Below are 20171 nucleotides of genomic sequence, written 5' to 3'. Positions count from 1 at the left end.
CATTTGTTTCGGGCTTCGTACTCGTACGGAGTCGTCGTTAACATCTGCTCAGGTGCTCTCGTGTTGGATGTCGGTTCTGCTACCTTAGGTTGATTCGTAAAAGTTCCGGACGCCGCCGCGCCAACGCAAAGAGACCGATTATGCTCGCCACCATTTCCATTCGTGCCAAGATCATCAGTGTCGTGGCGTTCCTGCTGGTCGCGATGGCCGGCATGGGCCTGCTCGCCGTCATGAAGATGCGGTCGATGAATGCCAACACCGTCGACATCACCACGAGCTGGATGCCCAGCGTGCGCGTGCTCGGCGACCTGCGTGCCGGCGTGATCACTTACCGCAACGTCATTCGAGAGCACATGCTGTCGGAAACGCTGGACGAGAAGCTCGCGATGGAAAAGACGCTCGCGACCGTGATCGAGGCCAATGCCAAATTCCGCAAAACTTACGAGGACATGATCACCTCGCCTGAAGAACGGGCACTCTACGGTGAATGGTCGAAGCTCTGGGAGGAGTACAAGAAGGGCACCCAGGAGGTCATGGCGCTGTCGCGCAAGGAGGCCGGCAAGGTCCCGCACGAGGCGCATGAGCTGAACACCAAGACGGTCAACAAGATCGGGCTTCAGGCCGACGAGGTCCTGCGCAAGGACATCGAGCTCAACACCAAAGGTGGCGACCAGGCCGCGCAGGATGCCGCCAACAGCTACTATTATGCCTTCATGCTGGTCGCGATCATTCTCGGCGCCGCCGTCCTTGTCGGCTCCGGCGTTGGCTTCTACCTGGTCCAGGACGTCTCGAACGGCATCAACTCGATTACCGAGCCGATGCAGGCGCTGGGCAAGGGCGACCTTTCCGCCGAAGTCCCTCATCGCGGTGAGAAGACGGAGATCGGCGCCATGGCCGACGTGCTCCAGATCTTCAAGGAAGCGCTGATCGCCAAGAAGGCTGCGGACGAGGCTGCCGCTGCCGATGCAGAAGCCAAGATCGAGCGCGGCCGCCGCGTCGACAACATCACTCGCGAATTCGAGACGATGATTGGCGAGATCGTCCAGACCGTGTCGTCGGCCTCGACCCAGTTGGAGGCCTCGGCCTCGACGCTGACCTCGACCGCCGACCGCTCGCAGCGGCTGGCGACCACCGTTGCCGGAGCGTCGGAGGAAGCCTCGACCAACGTGCAGTCGGTGGCCTCGGCGACCGAGGAGATGGCCTCGTCCGTCGGCGAGATCAGCCGTCAGGTGCAGGAATCTGCGCGGATGGCGGGCGATGCCGTCGGCCAGGCCCGCGCCACCACCGAACGCGTCAGCGAACTCTCGAAGGCAGCCTCACGCATCGGCGACGTCGTCGAGCTCATCAACACCATCGCCGGCCAGACCAACCTTCTGGCGCTGAACGCGACCATCGAAGCCGCACGTGCCGGCGAAGCCGGCCGCGGCTTTGCGGTCGTCGCCTCCGAGGTGAAGGCGCTCGCCGAGCAGACCGCGAAGGCGACCGGTGAGATCGGCCAGCAGATCTCCGGCATCCAGGCGGCGACCAACGACTCGGTCGGCGCCATCAAGGAGATCTCCTCGACCATCGAGCGTCTGTCGGAGATCTCGTCGGCGATCGCCGCGGCCGTGGAAGAGCAGGGCGCGGCAACCCAGGAGATCGCCCGCAATGTCCAGCAGGCGGCGCAGGGCACCCAGCAGGTCTCCTCCAACATCACCGACGTGCAGCGCGGCGCAACCGAGACCGGCACGGCCTCCTCGCAGGTGCTGTCGGCGGCACAGATGCTCTCCAACGACTCCGGCCGGCTCAAGACCGAGGTCAGCAAGTTCCTGACCAACGTTCGCGCGGCTTAGGCCGGGCAGGCACGGAGTTGCTGAAAGCGGCGTCCTCGGGCGCCGCTTTTTTTTATGGATGGACCGCGGCATCTGTCATCTTTCGGGGCGCGAGGTGCATATCTGGAATGCTATTTCGCAGTGCGATAGCAGGGAATTGACCGCTCGTGACGCAGTGCCGTTGGCCATTTGGGCGGTCTTCAGGTAAATCAACCGAGAAACCCGCGGGGGCGGTGTTTCCTGTCCCTGATCTGGAATTGCCCAACGAATGATTGCTCTGGTCCGTATTGCCCTGAGCCGGCCCTACACATTTGTCGTGCTCGCGCTCCTGCTCCTGATCATCGGACCGCTGGCGGCGCTGCGGACGCCGACCGACATCTTCCCGGACATCCGCATCCCTGTGATCGGCGTGGTCTGGCAATACACCGGCCTGCCGCCCGATCAGATGTCGGGCCGCATCACCACGCCGTTCCAGCGCGCGCTGACGACAACGGTCAACGACATCGAGCACATCACCGCCAATTCCTATAATGGCTTTGGCATCATCAAGATCTTCTTCCAGCCGAACGTCGACATCCGCACCGCCAACGCGCAGGTCACCGCGATCTCGCAGACGCTGATCAAGCAGATGCCGCCGGGCGCGACGCCGCCTCTGATCCTGAACTACTCCGCCTCAACCGTGCCGATCGTCCAGGTGGCGCTGTCGGGTGACGGGCTGACCGAGCAGAACCTCGCCGATATCGGCATCAACCAGCTCCGTACGCCGCTGGTCACCGTGCCTGGCGCCGCGATCCCGTACCCATTCGGCGGCAAGCAGCGCCAGGTCCAGATCGATCTCGACCCGACCGCGCTCCAGGCCCGCGGCCTGTCCGGCCAGGACGTCGCCAACGCGCTCGCGGCCCAGAACCTGATCACGCCGGTCGGCACCCAGAAGATCGGGCAGTTCGAATACATCATCCAGCTCAACAACTCGCCGCTGAAGATCGAGGAGCTCGGCAATCTGCCGATCAAGACCGTCAACGGCGCGATGGTCTATGTGCGCGACGTCGCGACCGTCAGGGACGGCAACCCGCCGCAGACCAACATCGTCCATGTCGACGGCAACCGCTCGGTGCTGATGATGGTGCTGAAGGCGGGCGCGACCTCGACGCTCGACATCATCGCGGGCATCAAGCAGAAGGTGATCGACGTCAAGGACCAGCTGCCGGACGCGCTCAAGATCGGCTTCATCGGCGATCAGTCGGTGTTCGTCCGCGGCGCCATCGAAGGCGTCGCGTTCGAGGGCGTGATCGCGGCGCTGCTCACCAGCGTCATGATCCTGCTGTTCCTCGGCAGCTGGCGCTCGACTGTGATCATTGCGGTCTCGATCCCGCTCTCGGTGCTCGGCGCCATCATTATGCTGTCGGCGATCGGGGAGACGCTGAACATCATGACGCTCGGCGGCCTGGCGCTCGCGGTCGGCATCCTCGTCGACGATGCCACGGTCACGATCGAGAACATCAACTACCATCTGGAGCAGGGCAAGCCGGTCGAGCAGTCGATCCTCGACGGCGCCAACCAGATCGTGACGCCGGCCTTCGTCTCGCTGCTCTGCATCTGCATCGTGTTCGTGCCAATGTTCTTCCTCACCGGCGTGGCGCGCTTCCTGTTCGTGCCGATGGCGGAAGCGGTAATGTTCGCGATGATCTGGTCGTTCCTGCTGTCGCGCACGCTGGTGCCGACCATGGCGAACTATTTATTGCAGGCGCATGTCCATCACGAGAACGGTCCGCCGAAGTCGCGCAATCCACTGGTCTGGTTCCAGCGCGGTTTCGAGGCTCGCTTCGAGCGCATTCGCGGCGGCTACCACAATTTCCTCGGGCTCGCGCTCGCGCACCGTCCGGTGTTCGTGATCGGCTTCCTCTGCGTGGTCGGCGCGTCCTTCGCGCTGGTCCCGTTCCTCGGACGCAACTTCTTCCCCGCGGTCGATGCCGGCAACATCCTGATGCACGTCCGCACCCAGGTCGGCACCCGCGTCGAGGAGACAGCGAACCAGCTCGCCGACGTGCAGAAGGCGATCCGCAAGCTGATCCCGGGTGAGATCGAAACGCTGACCGACAACATCGGCATGCCGATCTCCGGCATCAACATGACCTACAACAACACCGGCGTGATCGGCCCGCAGGATGGCGACATCCAGATCAAGCTGAAGGAAGGCCACAAGCCGACCGAAGAGCATGTGCGCGTGCTGCGTGAGCAATTGCCGCGGCTGTTCCCCGGCGTCAGCTTTGCCTTCCTGCCGGCCGACATCGTCAGCCAGATCCTGAACTTCGGCGCGCCGGCGCCGATCGACCTGCAGATCCGCGGCGCCAATATCAGCGCCAACTTCGTTTATGCCAACAATCTGCTGGCCAAGGTTCGCAGGATTCCCGGCGTCGCCGATGCGCGCATCCAGCAGTCACCGAACAATCCGACCTTCAATATCGATGTCGACCGCACCCGCGCGCAGTATGTCGGGCTGACCGAGCGTGACGTCACCAACAGTCTCGTGGTCAACCTTGCCGGCTCCTCGCAGGTGGCGCCGACCTACTACCTCAATCCGGACAACGGCGTATCCTATTCGATCGTGATGCAGACGCCGCAATACCAGATGGATTCGCTCAGCGCGCTTCAGACGTTGCCGATCACGGCGGCCGGCAATTCGCAGTCGCCGATCCTCGGCGGCATCGCCGATATCAAGCGATCGACTTCGAGCGCGGTGGTCTCGCAATACGACATCCAGTCGATGGTGCAGATCTTCGCCACGACCTCGGGCCGCGATCTCGGTGCGGTCGCGACCGACATCCGCCAGGTGATCGCCGACACCGCCAAGGAGGTGCCGAAAGGCTCTTCCGTGGTGCTGCTCGGCCAGGTGCAGACCATGAACAGCGCCTTCACCGGCTTGTTGTTCGGCCTGCTCGGCGCGGTCGTCCTGATCTATTTCCTGATCGTCGTGAACTTCCAGTCCTGGTCCGATCCCTTCGTGATCATCACGGCGTTGCCCGCAGCACTCGCCGGCATCGTCTGGATGCTGTTCGCCACCGAGACGACGCTGTCGGTGCCGGCGCTGACCGGCGCGATCATGTGCATGGGCGTTGCCACCGCCAACAGCGTGCTCGTGATCTCGTTCGCCCGCGAGCGCTACGAAGAGCTCGGCGATCCCATCGCCGCGGCGCTCGAAGCCGGCTTCGTCCGGTTCCGCCCGGTGCTGATGACCGCGCTCGCCATGATCATCGGCATGGCGCCCATGGCGCTGGGGCTCGGCGAGGGCGGCGAGCAGAATGCGCCGCTCGGCCGTGCCGTGATCGGCGGCCTGATCTTTGCAACCTTCGCCACGCTGATGTTCGTTCCCGTGGTGTTCAGTATGGTACACAAGAAGCAAGGCGCCAAAGGCGCCGCCTCCCTGGAGCCCCCGCATGTCGCCCACTGAACCCCGCTCCCCGGTGTCGCACCGGAAACTGGGCATTTTCGGCGTGGTGGCGCTAATCGCGGCCGGCTTGGTCGTGGGCACCGGCATCCGCGCCCGCGAGGAGCAGGGCTCCAAATTGAAGGCATGGACCGATGATCAGGCTGTTCCCAGCGTCGCGGTGACGCTGCCTAATGCCAAGGCTCTCAATGCGACCATCGACTTGCCGGGCCGTCTCGAAGCCTATTATCGCGCGCCGATCTTTGCCCGTGTTCCCGGCTATCTCAAAAGCTGGAGCGCTGACATCGGTGCGCGGGTGAAGGCCGGTCAGGTGATCGCCGAGATCGAGGCGCCCGACCTCGACCAGCAACTGCTTCAGGCCCGCGCCGACCTCGCCAGCCAGCAGTCCAGCGCCAGGCTGTCGGAAGCCACCCTCAACCGCCGCAAGACGCTGGTCGCCTCCAACTTCGTCTCCGCGCAGGAGATCGACGAGCGTACCGCCGATCTCTCCAACAAGAACGCGGCGGTTCGCTCGGGCCAGGCCAACGTCGAGCGCCTCGAAGCGCTGGCCGGTTACAAGAAGATCACCGCTCCGTTTGACGGTGTGGTCACGGCGCGCGACACCGACGTCGGTGCGCTGATCAATTCAGGCGGCGGCTCGGGCCCGGCAATGTTCGTGGTCTCCGACATCACCAAGCTGCGCGTCTACATCAACGTGCCCCAGAACTACGTGCCCGCGATCAAGATCGGCGCCAAGGCCGCCATCGTGCTGCCGGAGTATCCGAACCGGACCTTCCAGGCGACGGTGGAGGCCTCCTCGCAGGCGGTTGACGTCGCCTCCGGCACGACGCGCATGCAGCTCGGTCTCGACAATTCCTCAGGCGAGCTGATGCCCGGCGGCTATGCTAGCGTGAAGCTCAGCCTGCAGCGCGACGCCGCGCCGCTCAGCATTCCCGCCAGTGCGCTGATCTTCAACGGCAGCGGCCTGCGCGTCGCAACCGTCGGTCCGGACGACAAGGTCCTGTTCAAGCCCGTGACCATCGCCCGCGATCTTGGCAAGGAGATCGAGCTCGCCTCGGGAATTGCAGCGGATGACCGCGTCATCACGGCACCACCGGACGGCCTCTCCGACGGCGACCAGGTCCGCGTGACCGGCGCCGGCGCCAAGGGCAAGCCCGCGACGGCGTCGGAGAAGCAGGCGCCGAAGGGGTAGCCTCGGTTTCGTAGGGTGGGCAAAGCGAAGCGTGCCCACCATCTCTCTGCGATCCTAAAAAAGATTGGTGGGCACGGCGCAAGAGCGCCTTTGCCCACCCTACGAGAGCTACGCCACCCTCCATTCCGGCACGCCATCTACCGTCATCGTGATCTCGCCGCGCGAACCCACCGGCGTGCGATCCATGTCGAGCAGATGCGCCAGCGTTGCCGCATCGCTCGCGGGAATCCGCGCCAGCGTGCGCCTATCGTTTTCCGTCCGCAGCATCACCACGCCATGCTCGACCTCGCCGCCGCGGCCGTAGAGCACCGTAAAGCTCTCCACCTTGCCCTTGCCTGAGACATCCGTGACGAACTCCGGCACCGCGCGCTTGTTGCTGTCCGCCGCCGCCTGCACGCTCGTCTCCTGTGCCAATGCTTCGCGCGGCGGCACCTTCGACACCACCAGCGCATGATGCTTGGTGACGAAACCGCCCTGGCCGTAGAGCAGGCCGAGCTTTGCGCCGTCGCGCACGCGCCGGACCGTCGCGCAGGCCGCGTGCGTCATGTAGGTGTTGAGCGGCGCGCCGAAGAAGGTGAGGCCGCCAGTCACGGTCGGCTGCACGTCCGCACCTAGACCCAGCGTCCGCCGCGCCATCTTGGGCACGCACGGAAAGCAGCTATAGAGCTCGATCGCGTCGAACTTCCTGCCGTCGCCGCCGGCGAGATCCATCACGGCCTTCAAAACGGCGTTCTGCGGATGGCTCTCGTAAAACTGGTCGCGCAAGAGATAGTCGCGCGGCTCCTCGGCCGAGGCGCCGCCGAGCGGATAGACCAGTCTGTCATCGGCGATGCCGGCCGCACGCGCTTTGGCGAGGCTGGTCAGCAGCAGCGCGCCGCCCATGTTGACGCTCGGGTTGGCAACCATGAGCTTGTTGTAAGGCCACGCGATGAGACGGTTGTCCGCGGTGGGCGTCGTGATTTCGTCAGGCGTATAGCGCCGCTTCAGCCAGGCGTTGGGATTCTGCGCGGCGGCCTCGGAATAGCGTGACCATAGTGTACCCGACTCTGCCATCGCCTCGCGCGGCGTCTGTCCCCAATGGGCGGACGATGCCGCTTCGTAGAACGGATAGACGGTGACGGGGCGGAACACGCCGAGCTTCACGGCCAGCGGCTTCTGGAATGCCGCGCCGCGCTTCGGCTCCTCGACGTCATGGGCGAACGGGGTCCATGGCAGCTTTGCCCCGGCGCGCTCCGCCTTGGTCGCCGTCGACTGTGCCTCCGCGCCGCAAACCGCGGCGACGCTGCATTCGCCGCGCGCAATGCGCTTTGCTGCCTCGTGGATGTAGCGGATCGGGCTCTCGCCGCCGACCGGGCCGTAATAGCAATGCGAAGGCGTGATGCCGAGCCGTTGCGCCAGCAGCTGCTCCGGATCGCGATAGCGCCAGCTCAGGAAGTTGACGATATCGAGCGATTGCACCTCGTCGAGCAGCTTTGCGCCGGCATCTGCTTCCGCGCGCCGCAGCGCCTGTTCGAGCAGGTCGAGCGGCTCGAGGCCATCGGTGACCTCCTTGGGACGGTCGACGATCTCGCCGACGCCGACGATGACGGGGATGCGGTCTTCGGGGGTATGCTTCTTATCTGTCATGCTTCAATTCACGATGTCAGTTTTTTGTCATTGCGCGCGTAGCGAAGCAATCCAGGGTCTTTCCGCGATGGTAGTCTGGATTGCTTCGCTGCGCTCGCAATGACGGTGTGTGGCAATCACTCCGCCACCAGCGCATTCATGTGCTCGACGGCTTCGGCAAACTCTTCCTTGAACTCCTGCACCACCGCACCGGCCGACTTCACGCTGTCGATCAGCCCGACGCCCTGGCCGACGAAGTAACTCACGAGATCGCGCGCCTTGGCGTTGCCGCCCGCCGCGGCGCGGTCGATCGAGTTGAAGGCGTCGCGGCTGACGATACTTTGCAGCGGCATCGGCAATGCGCCGGGGCTCTCGGCTGCGCGGTCCCAGGCGTCGGTCCAGACCGAACGAAGTTGCCGTGCCGGCTTTCCAGTGCGGCCCTTAGAGCGCACCGCATCGCGCGACGATGCCGCGATCATCTTCTCGCGAAAGATCTCCGTGGTCTCGGACTCGACGGTCGCAAGCCACACCGAGCCGGTCCAGGCGCCCGCGGCACCCATCGCCATGCAGGCCGCCATCTGTCGTCCCGTCATGATACCGCCGGCCGCCAGCACCGGCACGTCGCGGATATTCTTGATCGCCTTGATCACCTCGGGCACCAGCACCATGGTCGAGACCTCGCCGCAATGGCCGCCAGCTTCGGTGCCCTGGACCACGAGGATATCGACGCCGGCCGCGACCTGGCGCAGCGCGTGCTCCTTGGCGCCGACCAGGGCCGCGACCGGCACGCCGTGCTTCCTGCCCATCTCGATCATGGCCTTCGGCGGCACGCCGAGCGCATTGGCGATCAGGCGGATCGGGTGGTTGAACGAGACCTCCAGCAGCTCCAGCGCGGTCCTGCCATCGAACGGCTGCGGCTGGTTGTCGGCGACCTCGGTGGTCGTGAGTTCGATGTCGTATTTCTTCAGGAGATTGCGCGTGTAGTTGCGGTGCTCCTGTGGCACGCGCGCCTCAAGGCTCTTCCAGGTGACGTCCTTCTCGCCCGCAGTCGAGATGTTTTCGGGGATCAGCACGTCGACGCCGTAAGGCTTGCCGTCAACGTGCTTGTCGATCCATCTCAGCTCGCGTTCGAGCGTATCCGGCGTGTGCACGGTCGCACCTAACACGCCAAACCCACCGGCGCGGCTGACAGCCGCGACGACATCGCGGCAATGGCTGAAGGCGAGCAGCGGGAAATCGATGCCCAGCATGTCGCAGATCGGCGATTTCATCGTTCTCTCCCGGCGGCCTCGCGTTGCTGTTGTCGCAATCTTGAGCGAAGGCTCATCGACGCTAGACCATCGTCTTGCGCTATGCCAATCCGGATTTGGCGGCGCATCTTGCGTGCACACGCCGTGTTGCGCGAAGCCGTACGCCCGGCTCGACAGATGCGGCTTCTCGTGATGGCCGTCCTCGGCAACGTCGGACGCATGACGCGGTCGCGAGGCCCGCGCCGGACGCAGGGCCGGCAGGGCTTGCCATCCGCCGTCCGCGGGCTAATTAATGCAGACGCATCTTTTTGCCGGAGCCCTCGCATGACCGACACCCCCGCCTACGTGCCGCCCAAGGTCTGGACCTGGAACAAGGAGAACGGCGGACAGTTCGCCAGCATCAACCGCCCGATCGCCGGTCCCACCCATGACAAGGAGCTGCCGGTCGGCAAGCATCCCTTCCAGCTCTATTCGCTGGCGACGCCGAACGGCGTCAAGGTCACCGTGATGCTGGAGGAGCTTCTGGCGCTCGGCCACAAGGGCGCGGAATACGACGCTTGGCTGATCAGAATCGGTAACGGCGACCAGTTCGGCAGCGGCTTTGTCGACATCAATCCGAATTCCAAGATCCCGGCGCTGATGGACCGCTCCGGCCCGGAGCCGATCCGGGTGTTCGAGTCCGGCTCTATCCTGTTCTACCTCGCCGAAAAGTTCGGCGCCTTCCTGCCGAAGGACATCAAGAGCCGCACTGAAGCGATGTCGTGGCTGTTCTGGCAGATGGGCAGCGCGCCCTATCTCGGCGGCGGCTTCGGCCATTTCTACGCTTACGCGCCGACCAAGATCGAATATGCCATCGACCGTTTCGCGATGGAAACCAAGCGCCAGCTCGACGTGCTCGACCGCCGGCTCGCCGACAACGAATATCTCGCCGGCAGCGAATACACCATCGCCGACATGGCGGTGTGGCCCTGGTACGGCGCGCTCGCCAAGGGGCTGGTCTACGGCGCCGGCGAATTCCTGTCCGTGCAGGACTACAAGCACGTGCAGCGCTGGACCGACCAGATCGCCAAGCGCCCGGCCGTCAAGCGCGGCCGCATGGTCAACCGTGTCTCCGGAGATCCCGCCAGCCAGCTTCACGAGCGGCATGACGCTAGCGATTTCGAGACCAAGACGCAGGACAAGATCGGCGAGGTGGCCGCGTCGTAGCCCCTTCGCCTCTCCCCGCGTGCGGGGAGAGGGGAAGAGAGGCAGTTGTTCACGCCATGCTCAGCTCGTGGCGTCCCACCACCATCCAGTGCACCTCGTCCGGACCATCCGCGAAGCGGAGATGGCGCACGTCCTGATACATCTCCGCGAGCGGGGTCCAGTGCGAGATGCCCGTGGCGCCGTGCATCTGGATCGACTGGTCGATGATCTTGCAGGCTCGCTCCGGCACCATGGCCTTGACCATGGAGACCCAGACGCGGGCCTCCTTGTTGCCGAGCACGTCCATGGCCTTGGCGGCCTTCAGCACCATCAGCCGCATCGCCTCGATCTCGCAGCGCGCCTGCGCGATGATCTGCATGTTGCCGCCGAGATGGGCGATCTTCTTGCCGAAGGCTTCACGGGTGAGGCCACGCTGCACCATCAAATCGAGCGCCTTCTCGGCCTTGCCGATAGTGCGCATGCAGTGATGGATGCGGCCCGGGCCTAGCCGAAGCTGCGAGATCTCGAAGCCGCGGCCTTCGCCGAGCAGAATGTTCTCCTTGGGCACGCGCACGTTGTTGAAGCGCATGTGCATGTGGCCGCGCGGCGCGTGGTCCTGGCCGAACACGTACATGGGACCGAGCACCTCGACGCCGGGCGTGTCGCGCGGCACCAGAATCTGCGACTGCTGCTTGCTCGGCGCCGCATCCGGGTTGGTCTTCACCATCACGATGAGGATCTTGCAGCGGGGATCGCCTACACCGGAGATGTAATACTTCTCGCCGTTGATGACCCATTCGTCGCCAACGAGCTTTGCGCTCGTCGAGATGTTCTTGGCATCGGAGGAGGCGACGTTCGGCTCGGTCATGACATAGGCGGAGCGGATCTCGCCGTTCATCAGCGGCTTCAGCCACTTCTCCTTCTGCTCCTTGGTGCCGACGCGCTCCAGCACCTCCATGTTGCCGGTATCAGGCGCCGAGCAGTTCATGCTCTCCGATGCCAGTGGGCTCTTGCCGAGCTCGGATGCGATATAGGCGTAGTCGAGATTCTTCAGGCCCTGGCCGGTCTCGTCGTCGGGCAGGAAGAAGTTCCAGAGGCCTTCCTGCTTGGCCTTGTTCTTGGCCTTCTCCAGCACCTCGAGCTGCTTCGGCGTGAAGCTCCAGCGATCCTCTTTGCCTTCGCCGGCCTTGGCGAATTCGATCGACATCGGCTCGACGGTGTCGCGGATGAACTTCCTGACGTGATCGTAGAGCGGCCGGACCTGGTCCGACATCCTGAGGTCGTTGAGCTCGTCGCCGGGATTGAGGGTGTAGTTGGTGGTGCGGGGAATATAGGTGTGTTTTGTCATTGTTCCTCCCGGGGTCGCTGAGATCGCGTTGCGCCGGAGAATAGTCGCAGCGTCGCCAAAGTGCGAGCGCGCATTTTTTCCAACGCGAGCCATGCCATGCGATGGAATATCGCGGACGTTTGAAATGTTGTTTGAATGGGCGGCATTCTCGCTGTCATCGCCCGACTTGATCGGGCGATCCAGTACTCCGAGGCGTATGTGATCTATCGAGAAGCTGCGGCGTACTGGATGCCCCCGGTCAAGCCGGGGCATGACAGCGGTGCTTGCGGCCGGCCTAGCTTGCCATCCGGTGCATCGCGCAGATCTTGTTGCCGTCGAGGTCACGCAAATAGGCAATATAGAGGTTGACGCCCGGGCCTTGACGGATACCAGGAGGATCTTCGCAAGGAACGCCGCCGGCGGCGATGCCGGCCGTATGCCATGCATTGACCTGTTCCGGCGAGTTGGCGGCAAAGCCGATGGTGCCGCCATTCGCAGGCGTCGCCGCTTCGCCGTTGATCGGCTTCGTCACCGAGAACACGCCGGTCTTGGTAATGTAGAAGATGCGATGGCCGTCGACCCGCGCCGGCCGCACCTCGAGCGTTCCGAGCAGGCTGTCGTAGAACGCCTTGGCCTTGTCAAGGTCGTTGGTGCCGATCATGACGTGTGAAAACATGTGTCCGTTCCCCTCATTATGATTTGTAGCCCGGATGGAGCGAAGCGTAATCCGGGTCTTGTTTGCTTTTGGCGGTCCCGGATTGCGCTGCGCTCCATCCGGGCTACGAGAATCAGAACGCCGTATAACCGCCGTCGATCACGAACGTATCCGCCGTGTGATACGACGACGCCTTGCTCATCAGATACACCGCGATACCGCCGAAATCGCTGGCCTCTCCGAAGCGCCGCACCGGAATTCGCGGCATCACGTTGGCGACGAATTTCTCGTTGGCCATCAGGCCCGAGGTCATGTCGCTCTTGATCCAGCCCGGCAGGATCGCGTTCGCGGTGACGCCGTGACGCGCCAGCTCGACGCCGAGCGCACGCACCAGCGCGTTGATCGCGGCCTTGGTCGCGGCATAGTGCTCGTTGCGCGCGGTGCCGAAGATCGAGGCGAGGCTCGAAGTCGCCACCAGCCGGCCGAAGCGATCGCCGGCCTCGGCGCGCGCGGTCATGTGTTTTGCGGCAGCCTGGAACGCGTGGAACACGCCGTCGAGATTGGTCGCAAACATCGTGCGCCATTCTTCCTCGGTGCGTTCGATAAAGGAGCGCCGGCCGCCGCCGCCGATGCCGGCATTGGCGAAGCAGCCGTCGACCCGGCCGAATGTGTCGAGCGTGGCCTTCATCGCGGCGTTGACCGAGGTCGGGTCGGTGACGTCGCAGACCCGCGTGTCGACCTTGCCTGATAGCCCGGCCAGGCTCGCGGCAGCGGCCTTGTTCTTGTCAGCATTCCGGCCCCAGATCGAGACGTTGCAGCCCTGGCCGGCGAGCGCCTGCGCGATGCCCAGCCCGATACCGCCATTGCCGCCGGTGATCACGGCGACGCGTCCCGAAAGGTCGAAAAGGTTCATGGCGCGTTTCCTGTTTTTGCTTCGTGCGCATCAGCCGCTGCGCGCAAGATTGCTTGCTATGCTCCGATCACCATGGACAAGACCGCGCCAAAAATCAAATATGCGCCCCGGCAAAATCAATTCCGGTCTGCGAAACTGGCACAGGCCGCAACTCACGAGGAAACCATGCAGTTCAAACACGTCACGCTCGATCTCGATGGTTCGGTCGCGATCCTCAAGCTCGACCATCAGGAGGTGATGAACGCGGTCTCCGTGGACATGCTGGGCGGTCTTTCAGAAGCGCTCGACACGATCGAGGAGAAGAAGGACGAGGTGCGCTGCGTGGTGCTGACGGGCGCGGGGCGGGCGTTCTGCACCGGCGCAAATCTGCAGGGCCGCAACAGCCAGTCGAAGAAGACCAAGGCCGGCCTGACGCTCGAGACCGGCTTCCATCCCTTCCTGCGCCGCATCCGCAATCTGCATTGCCCGATCGTGACCGCGGTCAACGGCCCGGCGGCCGGCGCCGGCATGAGCTTCGCGCTGCTCGGCGACATGATCCTGTGCGCGCGCTCGTCCTATTTCCTGCAAGCGTTCCGCCGCATCGGTCTGGTGCCGGATTGCGGCTCGACTTGGCTCTTGCCGCGGCTGATCGGCAAGGCACGTTCGATCGAATTGTCGCTGATGGGCGAGCGGCTCCCGGCCGAGAAGGCGCTGGAATGGGGTCTCGTCAACCGCGTCTATGATGACGGCGTGCTGATGGAGGAGGCGATGAGGCTTGCGCGCGACCTCGCCAGCGGCCCGACGATCGCGCTGTCGCTAATCCGCAAGCTCTATTGGGACAGCCCGGAGAATTCCTTCGAGGATCAGCTCAATCTCGAATTCCAGTGCCAGCTCCGTGCTGGCGACACGGATGATTTCCGCGAAGGTGTTGGTGCCTTCCTGGAGAAGCGTCCGGCGCAGTTCAAGGGCAAATGATCGAGGCGGAGCTTTCCCGCGGCGTTGCGCGCTGGTGCGAGGGGGCGACTGGCGTGACCGGCGCGGCCAAGCTGTCCGGCGGCGCCAGCCAGGAGACCTGGCGCTTCGACATCGCGCATCCCGATGGCGTGATCGGGGCAATCCTGCGCCGCTCGCCGAAAGGCTATGGCGCAGCGCCGACGCGCGCGGCAGGTCTCGGCGCGGAAGCGCAGCTGATGCAGCTTGCCTATGAGGCAGGCGTACCGTCGCCACGCGTGATGCATGTGCTGACGCCGGACGACGATCTCGGCACCGGCTTCATCATGCAGCGGGTCGAGGGCGAGACCATCGCGCGCAAGATTCTGCGCGACGATGAGTTCGCGGCGGCGCGGCCGCGTCTCGCGCGGCAAATCGGCGGCGTGCTCGCGAAGCTGCACAGGCTGCCGCTGGACAAATTGCCCGAGCTGCGCAGCCGGTCCGCGACGGAGGAGATCTCTGAGTTCGAACGCGATTATCGCAGCCTGGACTGGCCCAAACCCGTCTTCGAGCTGGCGCTGCGCTGGCTCCGCGACCACGATCCGGGCCCTTCGGCCGAGACGACGCTGGTGCATGGCGATTTCCGCAACGGCAATCTCATCGTTGGCGCCGACGGCGTGCGCGCGGTGCTGGACTGGGAGCTCGCCCATCTCGGCGATCCCATGGAGGATCTCGGCTGGGTCTGCGTCAACTCCTGGCGCTTTGGCGAGATCGACAAGCCGGTCGGCGGCTTTGGCTCGCGTCAGGAGCTGTTTGCCGGCTATGAGGCGGCTGGGCGCAAGGTCGATCCATCGCGTGTCAAATTCTGGGAAGTGATGGGCACGCTGCGCTGGGGCATCATGTGCGGCGGCATGATGCAGCGTTTTCGCGAGGGCCCGGACCATTCGATGGAACGCGCCATGATCGGCCGCCGCGCTTCCGAGACCGAGATCGATCTGTTGCGGCTGCTGGCGCCGCGGGGGAGTTGACCATGCAGGACGAGCCGACCCCGATCGAGCTGACGAAGTCAGTCGCCGATTTCCTCCGCAACGACATCGCGCCGCTGATCTCCGGCCACCAGGCCTTCAAGCTGCGCGTCGCCATCAACATCCTCGACCTCGTGACGCGGCAATTGACGCTGGAGGAAGGGAGCGACGCCGCTGAGGCGGAGCGGCTGCGTGCTCTGCTCGGCATGGACGGCTCGGTGACCGATCTCAACCGCACGCTGGCCGAGCGCATCGCCAAGGGCGAGGTCGATCTAGCGACGCCCGGCCTTGCCGAGCATCTGTGGCAAACGACCATGGACAAGCTTGCGGTGGACCAGCCGAATTACGCGTCGTACAAACGCGAACTCTCGCGAAGCGGGTAGGCGGTACTACACTCTCTGCTGTCATCGCCCGCGAAGGCGGGCGATCCAGTATTCCAGAGGCGGCATTGATTGAGCCGAGAAGCCGCGGCGTACTGGATGCCCCGGTCCAGCCGGGGCATGACGGCGGTGATGAGCCGAGCGACCCTTCACTTCCCCACCCATTTCGGCGGCCGCTTCTCCGCAAACGCCTTCGGACCCTCGATGTAGTCCTGGGACGCAACCATCGCCTTCACGGCCGGATATTCCCGCTGCTCCTCGATCGCCTCCTCCAGCGACACGCCGAGGCCCTTCTGGATCGCCTGCTTTGACGCGCGGATCGACATCGGAGAATTCTTGGTGATCATCTCGGCCCAGCGCAGCGCGGCCGTGAGCGCTTCGCCCTGCGGCACCACCTCGTTGACGAATCCGAGTTCGAGACCCTCCTTGGCGCTGACATGACGCGCGGTGAGGATCATGCCCATGGCGCGCTTCAGCCCGATCTGGCGCGGCAGCCGGTGCAGGCCTCCGGCGAGTGCGGCCAGCCCGACGCGCGGCTCGGGCAAGGCGAAGGTCGCGTTCTCCGAGGCGATGATCAGGTCGCAGGCCAGCGCAATCTCGAAACCGCCGCCCATCGCCACGCCATTGACCGCGGCGATGATCGGCTTGTCGCAGTCGAAGCGCGCGGTGAGGCCGGCGAAGCCGCCCTTGTCCCAGCCCCGCTTGCCGCCGGCGGCCTGCCATTTCAGATCGTTGCCGGCGCAGAACGCCTTGTCGCTGCTACCGGTGACGATCGCGATCCACTGCTCGGGATCGGCGGAGAAATCGTCAAACACCTTGTTGAGCTCGAAATGCGCGTCGGTGTGCAGCGCGTTGTAGACCTCGGGCCGCGACAGCGTGACGATCGTGATCGGCCCCTTGCGTTCCACCTTGGAAAATTTCAGCTCCATCGCGCGCTCCCGCAGTTTCTCGTGAAGGAATATTGCCGGAATACTACCGCGCCTCCGCGCTGGAGCACCATCGAATTGCGCAATGCGCCTTGCGCATCTCACACGCCTCCCATTGCTTGACTTGGCGGCGCTCTTCTCACCTTAATCGTGCGAAGCAAAGCTGCGCCCAGCGCCTTAACGCAAAACGAAAAAATCATCCGGGAGAGAGCCGTGGATTTCTCGCTGCCTGCCGATCTCGTCGCCTATCTCGCAAAGCTCGACCTTTTCATCGAACAAGAGATCAAGCCGCTGGAGGCGGCCGACGATAACATCCGCTTCTTCGATCACCGCCGCGAATGGGCGCGCACCGATTTCGAGAATGGCGGCCTGCCGCGCCACGAATGGGAGGCGCTGCTGCGCAAGGCCAAGGATCTCGCAGACGCCGCCGGTCATTTGCGTTTTGCGGTGCCGAAGCAATATGGCGGCAAGAATGGCTCCAACCTCTGGATGGCGGTCATCCGCGAGCACTTTGCCGCCAAGGGGCTCGGCCTGCACAACGACCTCCAGAACGAGCATTCCATCGTCGGCAACTTCCCCGTCGCCACCATGCTCGATCGCTACGGACGCGACGACCAGAAGGCGATGATCGACGGCTCGATCAAGGGCAAGTACCGCATCACCTTCGGCCTGACCGAGCCAAATCACGGCTCCGACGCCACCCATATGGAAGCGCGCGCGGTGCCCGCGACCCGTGACAACGTCAAGGGCTGGATCATCAACGGCGAGAAGATGTGGACGACCGGCATGCACGTCGCCACGCATTGCGCGCTGTTCGCGCGCACGTCAGGCAATGACGGCGATGCCCGCGGCATCACCTGCTTCCTGGTGCCGGCCACGAGCCATGGCGTGAAGATCGAAGAGTATATGTGGACCTTCAACATGCCGACCGATCATCCCCGCGTCAGCTTTACGGACGTGTTCGTGCCGGAGGATGCGCTGTTCGGCGAGGACGGTCGCGGCCTGTCGCTGGCGCAATGTTTTGTCCATCAAAACCGCATCCGGCAGGCAGCGAGTTCGTTGGGGGCAGCGGTCTACTGCATCAACGAGAGCGTGAAGTATGCGCGCGAGCGAAAACCGTTCGGCAAGGCGCTGGCCGAGAACCAGGCGATCCAATTCCCGCTGGTCGAGCTTGCGACGCAGGCCGAGATGCTGCGCCTGTTGATCCGCAAGACCGCCTGGGAAATGGACAAGCTCACCGAGGAGCAGATCGAGCGGACGCTCTCCGACCGCGTCTCGATGTGCAACTACTGGGCAAACCGCCTGTGTTGCGAGTCTGCCGACCGCGCCATGCAGGTTCACGGCGGCATGGGCTATTCACGCCACAAGCCGTTCGAGCACATTTACCGCCATCACCGCCGCTATCGCATCACCGAGGGCAGCGAGGAGATCCAGATCCGCAAGGTAGCGGGATTTTTGTTCGGCTATATGGGGCCGGGGAAGCATTGAGGGATTGTTGCGCGCAGTCTCTCCCCGGAGTCGTCCCGGCGAAGGCCGGGACCCATTACCCCACGGAGAAGTCGTTGCGCCAGACGGCAACTCCGAGTTTTCGCAAAACCCAATCCTGTGGCTATGGGTCCCGGCCTTCGCCGGGACGACGATGTGGCTGGAGTGGTGCTAATTCACCCTTCTATCCTTCCCCGCCCAATACGGCTCCCGCAACTGCCGTCGCAAAATCTTGCCTGAGGGATTGCGCGGCAGCGCCGGCAAAAACTCCACGCTCTTCGGCGTCTTGAAGCCGGCGATGCGCTCGCGCGTGAAGTTGATGATGTCGGTGGCGGTCGCCTGCTTGCCGGGCTTCATCACCACCACGGCCTTCACCGCCTCGCCCCATTTGTCGTCGGGGATACCGATCACGGCAGCTTCCGCGACGTCGGGATGATCGCACAGCGCGCTCTCGACCTCGGCCGGGTAGATGTTTTCGCCCCCGGAGATGATCATGTCCTTGATGCGGTCGTGGATGTAGAGATAACCGTCTTCGTCCATGTAGCCGGCATCACCCGTGCGCAGCCAGCCGTCGCCGCGCAGCGTCGCGGCGGTCGCTTCCGGCAGGTTCCAGTAGCCGGCCATGTTGGAGCCCGAGCGCGTCGCGATCTCGCCGACCTCGCGCGGCGGCAGCGGCTTGCCGTCAACGTCTAGGATCGCGATCTCGACGCCCGGCAGCGCCTTGCCGGCCGAGCGCATCCGCTCCAAGCCCTCGATATGATCCTCCGGCGGCAGCGCGACGATGGTGCCGGTGGTCTCGGTCATGCCGTACATTTGCACGAACCCGCATTTGAAGATCTCGATGCATTCTTTCAGCAGCGCCGCCGGTATCGGCGAGGCGCCGTACAGCATGTATTTCAACCGGGAGAAATCGATTGTCTTCGCGCGCGGCTGCCGCACCACGAACTGCATCGCCGCCGGCACCATGAACAGCTTTGTGATGCCGGACTGCTCGAAGAAATCCAGCACCTTGGTCGGATCGAACTCGCGCGCGATCACGCCGCGGGCGCCGTGGTAGAGCCCCATCACGCCCCAGCCGGAGCCGCCGATATGGAAGATCGGCATCGCGACCAGCGACACGTCGTCGGTCGACCATCGGTTCCACTCCGGCTTGTCCTCGGCATTGCCTGTTTGCACCAGGTTGAGGAAGTTCGCATGCGACAGCATCGCGCCCTTCGGCTTGCCTGTCGTACCCGAGGTATAGAGCTGGATCGCGATGTCCTTAGTGTCGATCGGCACCTTGGGATCGTCGCCACTCTGTGCATCGCGCCAAGCTGTAAAATCCTGCCATTCCGGCGCGCCGCCTTCGGTGGTGATGACGCTGCGCACGCCCGGCAACTGGTCCTTGATCTGGCGGACCTGGGTGATGAACTCAGGTCCCACGAACAGCACCGGCGCTTTGCAGTCGCTCACGATGAAGGCGACCTCGGGGCCCGCGAGCCGCCAGTTCACCGGCGCCATCACCACGCCGGCCTTCATGGCACCCATCAGCAGCTCGAAATAGTTGTCGCTGTTCTTGCCGAGATAGGCGATGCGCTCGCCCTTGTTCACACCCATCGCGATCAGCGCATTGGCGACGCGATTCGTCTTGATGTCGAACTCGGCGAAGCTGGTGACACGACCTTCGAACTCGAAGGCGATGGCATTGCCGCGGCTCTTGGCGCGCTCGCGCACCATGTCGGCGAGGTCAGCCAATGGCTGTGTGGTGGACATGTCTCTCCCGTGACGTCTTGTTCTTATGCCGCGGAGTGTGGCGTCATCCGCGGGCGAAGACAAGATGGGAGAGGGTACGCCTGGCTTCAGCGTCGTCGTCTTGGCGAAAGCCAGGACCCATAGCCACAAAACGCAATTCGGCGAAGACTGGCCATGGCCAATCTTCGCCAAAGAACATTCGGTGATAATGGGTCCCCTGAGTTCACAAACGAAGTGCAACACTTCCATCTGGAGGTGTTGCCATGGGGCGGACTTACAAACAGCTCTCCCTTGACGATCGATGCGAGATTGCCCGCCTTTCGGCCAATGGC

Annotated in this window: 15 protein-coding genes; 8 read left to right on the top strand and 7 right to left on the bottom strand. The window is 64.0% G+C overall.

Translation table 11 applies throughout. The features are described from left to right. The first annotated feature begins 140 nt into the window (after nucleotides 1-140). From IVB13_RS09865 to IVB13_RS09855, 3 genes are all read left to right on the top strand, one after another. Nucleotides 141-1832 carry a methyl-accepting chemotaxis protein gene (locus IVB13_RS09865; protein ID WP_085362315.1) on the top strand — a complete coding sequence of 564 codons (1692 nt, stop codon included), beginning with the start codon at nucleotides 141-143 and terminating at the stop codon, nucleotides 1830-1832. Between the two features lie 247 nt (nucleotides 1833-2079). Further along, complete coding sequence (locus IVB13_RS09860) at nucleotides 2080-5259, top strand: efflux RND transporter permease subunit (RefSeq protein WP_204510633.1); 3180 nt, start codon at nucleotides 2080-2082, stop codon at nucleotides 5257-5259. Then, the gene (locus tag IVB13_RS09855; RefSeq protein ID WP_247363463.1) at nucleotides 5246-6448 is read left to right on the top strand and encodes an efflux RND transporter periplasmic adaptor subunit; all 1203 of its coding nucleotides are present in this window, start codon (nucleotides 5246-5248) and stop codon (nucleotides 6446-6448) included. Before IVB13_RS09860 ends, IVB13_RS09855 begins: the two co-directional genes overlap by 14 nt. A 108-nt stretch (nucleotides 6449-6556) precedes the next feature. Here IVB13_RS09855 and IVB13_RS09850 read toward each other — a convergent pair whose 3' ends face one another. Together IVB13_RS09850 and IVB13_RS09845 are read right to left on the bottom strand one after the other, a co-directional pair. Next, entirely contained in the window at nucleotides 6557-8074 is a 1518-nt protein-coding gene (locus tag IVB13_RS09850; RefSeq protein ID WP_247488688.1) for an acetyl-CoA acetyltransferase, read from the bottom strand. A gap of 116 nt (nucleotides 8075-8190) precedes the next feature. Further along, complete coding sequence (locus tag IVB13_RS09845) at nucleotides 8191-9324, bottom strand: nitronate monooxygenase (protein WP_018456978.1); 1134 nt, start codon at nucleotides 9322-9324, stop codon at nucleotides 8191-8193. A gap of 303 nt (nucleotides 9325-9627) precedes the next feature. Here IVB13_RS09845 and yghU point away from each other — a divergent pair, with 303 nt between their 5' ends. Then, nucleotides 9628-10509, top strand: a complete 882-nt coding sequence (gene yghU, locus IVB13_RS09840; RefSeq protein ID WP_085362319.1) for a glutathione-dependent disulfide-bond oxidoreductase — start codon at nucleotides 9628-9630, stop codon at nucleotides 10507-10509. Nucleotides 10510-10558: 49 nt separating this feature from the next. Here yghU and IVB13_RS09835 read toward each other — a convergent pair whose 3' ends face one another. The 3 genes from IVB13_RS09835 to IVB13_RS09825 all read right to left on the bottom strand — a co-directional run bounded on the left by IVB13_RS09835 (nucleotide 10559) and on the right by IVB13_RS09825 (nucleotide 13383). Further along, on the bottom strand, nucleotides 10559-11836 hold the full coding sequence (locus IVB13_RS09835; protein ID WP_027516797.1) for an acyl-CoA dehydrogenase family protein: 1278 nt from the start codon (nucleotides 11834-11836) through the stop codon (nucleotides 10559-10561). Nucleotides 11837-12110: 274 nt separating this feature from the next. Next, entirely contained in the window at nucleotides 12111-12491 is a 381-nt protein-coding gene (locus IVB13_RS09830; protein WP_247488686.1) for a VOC family protein, read from the bottom strand. Nucleotides 12492-12603: 112 nt separating this feature from the next. Continuing rightward, nucleotides 12604-13383, bottom strand: a complete 780-nt coding sequence (locus tag IVB13_RS09825) for an SDR family oxidoreductase (protein WP_204510639.1) — start codon at nucleotides 13381-13383, stop codon at nucleotides 12604-12606. 165 nt (nucleotides 13384-13548) lie between these two features. On the opposite strand from IVB13_RS09825, the gene IVB13_RS09820 reads away from it, so the two are divergent. Genes IVB13_RS09820 through IVB13_RS09810 form a run of 3 tightly spaced genes read left to right on the top strand, consistent with a single transcriptional unit; the run spans nucleotide 13549 to nucleotide 15700 of the window. Continuing rightward, a complete protein-coding gene (locus IVB13_RS09820) occupies nucleotides 13549-14337 on the top strand; it encodes an enoyl-CoA hydratase/isomerase (RefSeq protein ID WP_247488684.1) in 789 nt (262 codons plus the stop codon). After that, a complete protein-coding gene (locus IVB13_RS09815) occupies nucleotides 14334-15320 on the top strand; it encodes a phosphotransferase family protein (protein ID WP_247488682.1) in 987 nt (328 codons plus the stop codon). The genes IVB13_RS09820 and IVB13_RS09815 overlap by 4 nt, the downstream gene beginning before the upstream one ends. 2 nt (nucleotides 15321-15322) lie before the next feature. Beyond that, on the top strand, nucleotides 15323-15700 hold the full coding sequence (locus IVB13_RS09810; protein ID WP_026233275.1) for a DUF6285 domain-containing protein: 378 nt from the start codon (nucleotides 15323-15325) through the stop codon (nucleotides 15698-15700). Nucleotides 15701-15846: 146 nt separating this feature from the next. Here IVB13_RS09810 and IVB13_RS09805 read toward each other — a convergent pair whose 3' ends face one another. After that, on the bottom strand, nucleotides 15847-16626 hold the full coding sequence (locus IVB13_RS09805) for an enoyl-CoA hydratase-related protein (protein ID WP_247488681.1): 780 nt from the start codon (nucleotides 16624-16626) through the stop codon (nucleotides 15847-15849). Nucleotides 16627-16836: 210 nt separating this feature from the next. Here IVB13_RS09805 and IVB13_RS09800 point away from each other — a divergent pair, with 210 nt between their 5' ends. Further along, nucleotides 16837-18111 (top strand): acyl-CoA dehydrogenase family protein, encoded by a 1275-nt coding sequence (locus IVB13_RS09800; RefSeq protein WP_247488679.1) that lies wholly within the window; start codon nucleotides 16837-16839, stop codon nucleotides 18109-18111. 168 nt (nucleotides 18112-18279) lie between these two features. Here IVB13_RS09800 and IVB13_RS09795 read toward each other — a convergent pair whose 3' ends face one another. Further along, complete coding sequence (locus IVB13_RS09795; protein ID WP_026233274.1) at nucleotides 18280-19860, bottom strand: fatty acid--CoA ligase; 1581 nt, start codon at nucleotides 19858-19860, stop codon at nucleotides 18280-18282. Nucleotides 19861-20171 lie beyond the last annotated feature (311 nt).

The organism is Bradyrhizobium sp. 17, assembly GCF_023073515.1.
GTDB lineage: Bacteria > Pseudomonadota > Alphaproteobacteria > Rhizobiales > Xanthobacteraceae > Bradyrhizobium > Bradyrhizobium canariense_D.
The sequence above is the reverse complement of the archived record's forward strand: the minus strand, read 5'-3'. Positions and strand labels throughout refer to the sequence as shown.

What these genes read in the sequence shown, in the direction of transcription:
- IVB13_RS09865 (WP_085362315.1), top strand. Translation starts at nt 141, where the DNA reads ATGCTCGCCACCATTTCCATTCGTGCCAAGATCATCAGTGTCGTGGCG.
- IVB13_RS09860 (WP_204510633.1), top strand. Translation starts at nt 2,080, where the DNA reads ATGATTGCTCTGGTCCGTATTGCCCTGAGCCGGCCCTACACATTTGTC.
- IVB13_RS09855 (WP_247363463.1), top strand. Translation starts at nt 5,246, where the DNA reads ATGTCGCCCACTGAACCCCGCTCCCCGGTGTCGCACCGGAAACTGGGC.
- IVB13_RS09850 (WP_247488688.1), bottom strand. Translation starts at nt 8,074, where the DNA reads ATGACAGATAAGAAGCATACCCCCGAAGACCGCATCCCCGTCATCGTC.
- IVB13_RS09845 (WP_018456978.1), bottom strand. Translation starts at nt 9,324, where the DNA reads ATGAAATCGCCGATCTGCGACATGCTGGGCATCGATTTCCCGCTGCTC.
- yghU (WP_085362319.1), top strand. Translation starts at nt 9,628, where the DNA reads ATGACCGACACCCCCGCCTACGTGCCGCCCAAGGTCTGGACCTGGAAC.
- IVB13_RS09835 (WP_027516797.1), bottom strand. Translation starts at nt 11,836, where the DNA reads ATGACAAAACACACCTATATTCCCCGCACCACCAACTACACCCTCAAT.
- IVB13_RS09830 (WP_247488686.1), bottom strand. Translation starts at nt 12,491, where the DNA reads ATGTTTTCACACGTCATGATCGGCACCAACGACCTTGACAAGGCCAAG.
- IVB13_RS09825 (WP_204510639.1), bottom strand. Translation starts at nt 13,383, where the DNA reads ATGAACCTTTTCGACCTTTCGGGACGCGTCGCCGTGATCACCGGCGGC.
- IVB13_RS09820 (WP_247488684.1), top strand. Translation starts at nt 13,549, where the DNA reads ATGCAGTTCAAACACGTCACGCTCGATCTCGATGGTTCGGTCGCGATC.
- IVB13_RS09815 (WP_247488682.1), top strand. Translation starts at nt 14,334, where the DNA reads ATGATCGAGGCGGAGCTTTCCCGCGGCGTTGCGCGCTGGTGCGAGGGG.
- IVB13_RS09810 (WP_026233275.1), top strand. Translation starts at nt 15,323, where the DNA reads ATGCAGGACGAGCCGACCCCGATCGAGCTGACGAAGTCAGTCGCCGAT.
- IVB13_RS09805 (WP_247488681.1), bottom strand. Translation starts at nt 16,626, where the DNA reads ATGGAGCTGAAATTTTCCAAGGTGGAACGCAAGGGGCCGATCACGATC.
- IVB13_RS09795 (WP_026233274.1), bottom strand. Translation starts at nt 19,860, where the DNA reads ATGTCCACCACACAGCCATTGGCTGACCTCGCCGACATGGTGCGCGAG.